The 5,122-nt window shown below is 41.2% G+C and carries 4 protein-coding genes and 1 pseudogene; 3 read left to right on the plus strand and 2 right to left on the minus strand.

The features are described 5' to 3' along the window. Nucleotides 1-134: 134 nt before the first annotated feature. Nucleotides 135-905 (minus strand): LysR family transcriptional regulator, encoded by a 771-nt coding sequence (locus tag XEN7305_RS00425; RefSeq protein WP_006507318.1) that lies wholly within the window; start codon nt 903-905, stop codon nt 135-137. 137 nt (nt 906-1,042) lie between these two features. Between XEN7305_RS00425 and XEN7305_RS00430 the strand changes: the two genes are divergently transcribed. From XEN7305_RS00430 to XEN7305_RS00440, 3 genes are all read left to right on the plus strand, one after another. Then, nucleotides 1,043-1,453 carry a YHS domain-containing (seleno)protein gene (locus XEN7305_RS00430; protein ID WP_006507319.1) on the plus strand — a complete coding sequence of 137 codons (411 nt, stop codon included), beginning with the start codon at nt 1,043-1,045 and terminating at the stop codon, nt 1,451-1,453. Between the two features lie 615 nt (nt 1,454-2,068). Next, nucleotides 2,069-2,827: a flavodoxin family protein gene (locus XEN7305_RS00435; RefSeq protein ID WP_006507320.1), complete on the plus strand. Its 759-nt coding sequence runs from the start codon at nt 2,069-2,071 to the stop codon at nt 2,825-2,827. Nucleotides 2,828-2,895: 68 nt separating this feature from the next. Beyond that, nucleotides 2,896-4,851, plus strand: coding sequence for a thiamine pyrophosphate-binding protein (locus XEN7305_RS00440; protein WP_006507321.1), 1,956 nt, complete (start codon nt 2,896-2,898; stop codon nt 4,849-4,851). Nucleotides 4,852-4,857: 6 nt separating this feature from the next. Here XEN7305_RS00440 and XEN7305_RS29610 read toward each other — a convergent pair. Then, nucleotides 4,858-5,122: pseudogene (locus tag XEN7305_RS29610) on the minus strand (hypothetical protein); the annotation flags it as partial.

Consider the following 5,122-nt stretch of genomic DNA (forward strand, 5'->3'; position numbering starts at 1 on the left):
CTCGATGACTGTCTCTATATATCCTAAAAGCACTGTGAAACTAAGCGCTTTGACTTCCATAAATTAGCTCACTCTTGATTTCTGACTTTTTTCTATCTTGCTGCGCTACCGTAAGCCTAGTTCTGTATCCCCTGTTACTTTCGAATTTGGAATTGCTGAAGATAGATCAACTTTTTGACATTCTTCCAAAAAGGCATAATACTCACTCCCAAATTTGCTTGGACGAGTAGGATAACCAATTCTTCGTCATTGGCAGAGTAGACTAACAGAGGTTCGACCCCAAGTGATTCAAAAATAGTGACACAAGAACGCTTAAATTCACAATTAGAACGCTCGATATAATGTTGTTGTTGTAAGTCAATCATCTGAATACTATTTCTTTGAGCCAAAACATGATTAGGATGAACAACTAGCTGAAGCTCTTGTTGGAAAAGAAATAACGAAGTTTCAGACTGATTAGTATTCTGTACCCAAGTCAAGGCTAAATCAATTACACCTGTTGCCAGCCAATTCTCTAAATCTTCTAAGTAACCACTATAAAGTTTGAGAGTCACATCAGGGTATTTCTGGCGGAATTTAGCAATTAATTGTGCCAGATTAAAGCTGCGAATAGTCCGTAATGTTCCTATTCTCAGAATTGGTTGCTGCTTAAACCTTTCTAAATCAATTTTTATGGATTGATAATCTTCAATAAATCTTTGTGCTTTAGTCAGGAAAAATTGACCTGCTGGAGTTAGTACTGTTTGTCGACCACCACGTTCAAATAATACTATTCCTAATTCTCGCTCTAGCTTTTTGATCCTCGCTGAAAGTGAAGGCTGAGAGATAAACAATTGCTCGGCAGCCTTAGAAAAATTACCGGTTTCTACTAATGTGAGAAAACAGTGAATTTGGAATATATCCATTAAATGAGCTCAGCTTACTATAGGAAATAACTATTAGTTCTATAGTCAGAATCATCTTGTTCTATAGGTTGTGATTCCTCATCATAAGGAATGTAAGTTATCCACAAGGAATATAATTCATTTATCGGAGAGAACACATGACATTAACAAACCTTAATGAGCAAGGGGTTGCCTTACAAGGATATGACCCGATTTCCTACTTTGATGGTCAACCTACCTCTGGCAATACCAATATAAGCTCAACTTACGAAGGTGATATCTACTATTTCTCCAGTGCAGAAAACAAAGCCAAGTTTGAAGCAGAACCAGCTCGTTACATACCCCAGTATGGAGGTTTTTGTGCCGTAGCTATTTCAGAAGGCAAGGCTTTTCCGATAGATCCGATGACCTATAAAATTACAGATGATAAATTGTACTTGTTTTACAATGGTAAGATGGGAAACACAAAACTTCAATGGAATGAAGACGAAAAAAACCGTCGTATCAATGCAGACCAACATTGGCAAAATCAAGATATCAAAATAGTTTATCCCAGTGTTGAATATTGACGGCAATTATCGCGAGATAAACTAGTAATATTGCCTCCGCAAAAGAGAAAAGTGATCTCGCTACTCACCGTTCGCTTATTTTTAAATTGAATTACCAATTAAATTGCTATTTAATGGAGCCAAAATCTATCTGTGCATGACTTATAGCCGTTTGATTGGATAATGAAGGATCATTCCAGCGATCGCATTAAAATATTTCCGCGGTCTCGCTGCGCGAGTGCGAAGCAACGCGAAAATAACGGAGTAATCAGGAGTTAAAAGCTTTTGTGTTCGCGATCGCATTCCCTAGCTTAATTCCCACTATCACCCTGAAGACCTTATGCTGCAAGACTTTTCGCCATTGTAATCATAATAATTATGAATGCCTCAGAAAAATGAGCGAACCGACAGTCGCTATGGGAGGCGAGAGGCGATCTCGAAACTGACACTTTGCGATCGCTATTTTCTTATCTACTAACAAGAAGCATTGGTCTCTCAAGGAATTTGCAGATAATTTCAGAGAATTCTTATTTAGTTTATTGTTTGCTCTCAGATAAATGTAATTAAATTCCTTAGAACCGATAATCTCTAGGCAAATACAATTATCCTCAATAATTATCTCTAAATATTGGAATTATGTCGGAACAACTCAAAAAAATAACGGAGCATCAGTGCCAAGATACGCCTGCAAAATATAATGATCTCAAAGCACTCTTCCTCAACTGCACTCTCAATCGGACTCCGATTCTCTCTCACACCAGAGGCGTAATTAATATTGCTAAGAATATTTTTGAAGCCAATGGCGTCGAAACCAAAGTCATTCGACCCGTAGATTATGAAATCCCCGCAGGACTGGGCTTAGACATGTCCGAAACCGATGAATGGGATAAGGATGACTGGCCGATGATTCAAAAAGAAATTGATGCTACTGATATTTTGGTGTTGTGTACTTCTGTGTGGCTGGGAGAAAAAAGCTCTGTCTGTAATCGTGTGCTGGAAAGAATGTATGGTTACACCCATCTTTTGAATCAAAAAGGGCAATATCGTGACTATGACAAAGTTGGCGCAACCCTCATCACCGGTAACGAAGATGGCATTAAACATTGTGCGATGAATATTCTGTTTTCTCTTTCCCATATTGGCTATACTATTCCACCGCAAGCAGATGCGGGCTGGTTGGGGGAAGTTGGCCCTGGCCCTTCCTATCTAGATCCTGGTTCTGGTGGCCCGGAAAATGATTTTACCAATAGAAATACTACTTTTTTGGCGTGGAATTGTCTGCATATGGCCAGAATGCTAAAAGACAATGGGGGAATTCCTGCCCATGGTAATCAACCTGATGTTTGGGATGCTGGTTGTAAAACTAATTTTAAAAATCCCGAACATAAAGTTTAGTGCCGCTACGCGGAAGTCAAGAGTCAAGAGTCAAGAGTCAAAAGTTTTGAGAAAAAGGAGTCAGGGGAATGGAAAACACTAAATATCAATGGTATAAGGTTCTAGACCCCGATGAACTACCAGAGGGTCGGGTCAAAACTGTAACCGCAGGTCATAAGAGCATTGCCATGACCCATTATCAGGGTAAGTATGGCGCTTTGGATAATCGCTGTCCTCATCAAGGCGGGCCTTTGGGAGAGGGTTCAATTGAGAATGGTTATTTACGCTGTCCTTGGCATGGTTGGGATTATTGTCCCCATACAGGAAGACCTCCAGGGGATTTGGAAGTGGATGATGCCCTCGAAACTTTTCCAGTAGAAGTCAAAGACGAGGGAATTTATGTGGGCTTAGTGGCAGAAGAACCGCATATTAGGACAGTTACTGATGTCATGGCAGAAACCATGATCAACTGGGGTGTCAATTGTGTTTTTGGCATGGTGGGACATTCCAATCTGGGTTTGGCTGATGCCCTCAGAAGACAAGAAATTCAAGGTAATCTGACTTTTATTGGGATTCGCCATGAAGGTGCGGGGGCTTTTGCAGCTTCGGCCTATGGAAAATTAACTGGTCGTCCTGCCGCTTGTCTGACGATCGCGGGGCCAGGAGCAACTAATCTCTTAACGGGGATGTGGGATGCCAAGGTAGATCGTGCACCAATTCTAGCTCTTACTGGGCAAGTTAGTACCCAAGTTTTGGGTCGCGGAAATTTCCAGGAATGTGATCTCTCTGCCGCTTTTAGTGGTGTGGCCTCTTGGAGCCATACTGCTCTGACAAATAGCAATCACGCCGAATTAATGAGTCTCGCGATTAAAAATGCTTTATTACAAAGGGATGTTTCTCATCTCATTTTTCCTGATGAAGTCCAAACTATTCCTGCGGGAGCAGAGGTTACAACTTCTAGTCCCCAAGGACGCATTACTCCTCTGCAAATTGCACCACCACCCGAGTCTTTAGCTCAAGCCTTGGATCTCTTGAAAAAATCTCAGCGTCCCGTAATCATTGTCGGACATGGAGCGCGCTTTAGTATGGCAGAGATTACTGAGCTGGCAGCAACCTTGAATGCTCCTGTATTGACAACATTTAAGGCTAAGGGGCAAATCTCGGATCACCATCCTCTAGGTTGTGGAGTTCTCGGACGTAGCGGCACCCCGATCGCGAGTTGGTTTATGAATGAAGCAGATCTGTTGCTGGTTTTCGGCGCATCTTTCTCTAACCATACGGGCATCTATCCTGGCAAACCGATTATTCAAGTGGATTTTGATCCTCTGGCTCTAGGCAAATTTCATCCTGTGACCGTTCCTGTCTGGGGCGAAATTTCCATTGTTGTCGAACAGTTTAAAGAAAATCTGGAAGGTCAAGTAAAGACAATTGATCAAAAACCAGAAATTGCTGAACGGTGGCAAATTTGGCGGGATGAAAAAATTAAACGAGAACAGGATAATCGAGGTAATGGTGTAAACTCGGCTGCGATTTTTGCTGCTATGACCAGGCAGGTTCCCGATAATGCTGTGATTTCGGTGGATGTGGGCAATAACACCTATTCTTTTGGTCGTTATTTTGAATGCGAAGCCCAATCTGTTTTGATGTCAGGTTATCTCGGTTCGATTGGTTTTGCCTTTCCTGGCGCGATCGGTGCTTGGGCGGCAGTTGGTCACGAAAGACCTATAGTTTCAGTCTCAGGAGATGGCGGTTTAGGACAGTATTTGGCTGAATTTACCACAGCAGTGAAGTATCAGATGAATATTACTCATATTTTGCTGAATAATTGTGAATTAGGCAAAATTTCTAAGGAGCAAAGAGCTGGGGAATGGGATGTTTGGCAGACTTCTTTGCATAATCCGAATTTTGCTAAATTTGCGGAAAATTGTGGTGGATTTGGGATTCAAGTGCGGGATAAATCAGAGTTGGATTTCGCGATGCAACAAGCTTTGGCTTATGATGGCCCTGCTTTGGTGGAAATCATGGCGGATGTGGATTTGATCTAAGGTTTTCTATATATAGTCCATAATCAATGCCAGAGTTAGAATTTCACTATCACTCATCATTGGTTTGGCTCCAGGCAAATTTTCTCTTAAGGTTTTTCCTTCTAATTGATACCAATCATCTACGAGCACGAAAATTACGATAACAAGGGTTTCAAAGTCTATACTAGACCTCTTGCAAAATAGATAAGTATTTAAATTATTGTCACAACAAGAAATTTTAAGCTGATAATGATAGTTCGTAATTGTAAATAGCGGAGAGAAGGTTACAACG

It is taken from the genome of Xenococcus sp. PCC 7305 (assembly GCF_000332055.1).
GTDB lineage: Bacteria > Cyanobacteriota > Cyanobacteriia > Cyanobacteriales > Xenococcaceae > Xenococcus.